Origin of the sequence: Lactobacillus sp. UCMA15818, from assembly GCF_030400225.1 — a bacterium.
Classification (GTDB): Bacteria; Bacillota; Bacilli; order Lactobacillales; family Lactobacillaceae; genus Liquorilactobacillus.
Map to the genome: position 1 here is coordinate 1 of NZ_VJYB01000035.1, position 1,481 is coordinate 1,481.

At 37.1% G+C, this 1,481-nt stretch carries 2 protein-coding genes; both read left to right on the forward strand.

All coding sequences use genetic code 11. The features are described from left to right. The first annotated feature begins 50 nt into the window (after positions 1 to 50). A complete protein-coding gene (locus FFX44_RS12540) occupies positions 51 to 584 on the forward strand; it encodes a helix-turn-helix domain-containing protein (RefSeq protein WP_289981763.1) in 534 nt (177 codons plus the stop codon). Further along, positions 509 to 1,450, forward strand: a complete 942-nt coding sequence (locus tag FFX44_RS12545) for an IS3 family transposase (RefSeq protein WP_289981765.1) — start codon at positions 509 to 511, stop codon at positions 1,448 to 1,450. Before FFX44_RS12540 ends, FFX44_RS12545 begins: the two co-directional genes overlap by 76 nt. Positions 1,451 to 1,481 lie beyond the last annotated feature (31 nt).

Below are 1,481 nucleotides of genomic sequence, written 5' to 3' on the forward strand. Positions count from 1 at the left end.
TAAAGTGAACCCCCAAGATTGGACGTAAATCCAATCTTGGGGGTTTTACTATAATGAAATTTAATTTGAACTTCAAAATAAAAGTTGTAACCGAATATTTAAGTGGTATCGGTTCTACCACATTAGCGCGAAAGTATGCCATTGCTAACGAAGACACTGTTCTTATTTGGATCAATCGTTTCAAAAAATTTGGCATAAATGGATTAAAGCCAAAATCTATGGATCTAGAATATTCTAGCCAGTTCAAAATAGATGTACTAAACTGGAGAAAACAACATCTGGCCTCACTTCCTATTACTGCCCTACATTTCGATTTGTCATCACCAAGCACAATTTGGCAATGGAAACGCCGTTTTGAGCGGTATGGGATTTCAGGACTAGATCGAAAACGAGGAAATCCTAAGACAATGGCCAAACACAAGAAAATTACTAATGATGAAAAATCCGTCCATAAGGACGAATTAAAACAGTTAAAGCAAGAAAATCTAATGTTAAAAATTGAGAATGAATACTTAAAAAAACTCAAAGCCTTAGCTCGTCAGAAGTCAGCACAAAAGAAAACGCACAACTCGTCACAGAACTAAGGCAACTCTTCCATGTACCAATTAAATTAGTACTAAAAGTCACGCACATGTCCAGAAGCACGTACTATTATGCGAAAAGCCATAAAGAACGGAATTTTGACGACGACCAGTTAATTCAAGCAATTGATGAAATTCGACAACATGATTCTAAGTATACTAAGAAGTATGGGTATCGCCGGTTAACTGATGCCTTACATGATGTAGGCTTTAAAGTTAATCATAAACGGGTATTACGCATTATGCACGATCATGATTGGCTATGTCAGGCTTTTAATCGACAAACCCGAAAGTATAATTCCTATAAAGGTTCAGTTGGAAAAATCGCACCCAATCGCTTAAAGCGTCGTTTTAAGACGGATAGACCTTATCAGAAATTAGTAGCTGATGTCAGTGAGTTTAGATACGGAACTATGAGTCAAAATGAACGGATTTATCTTGAACCAGTATTAGATTTGTTTTCTGGGGAAATATTGGCCTTTAATATTAGTGATCATCCGACTGTCAAGTTTGCGATTAAACCGCTAAAAGAAGCACTAGAACAGCTTCCAGAACTAACGTATCGAACTACGGTACACACTGATCAAGGATTTCAATATCAAAATCAGGCATGGCAAGGAGTCTTGAAAAAACATCGAGTCTTTCAGAGCATGTCCCGAAAGGCGACATGTCTAGATAATGCCGCAATGGAGTCTTTCTTTCACATCATGAAAGCAGAAGTTATGGATGAACACTTTGAAAACAAAGAATCACTAGCTACAGCTATGACTAATTGGATTGATTTTTACAATAAACGTCGTATTAAAACAAAACTGAACGGTAAGTCACCGGTAAAGTACCGGGAACTCGCCGTTCAGAAAGTAGCATAAATCATATGTCCAATTTTAAGGGTTCACTTCA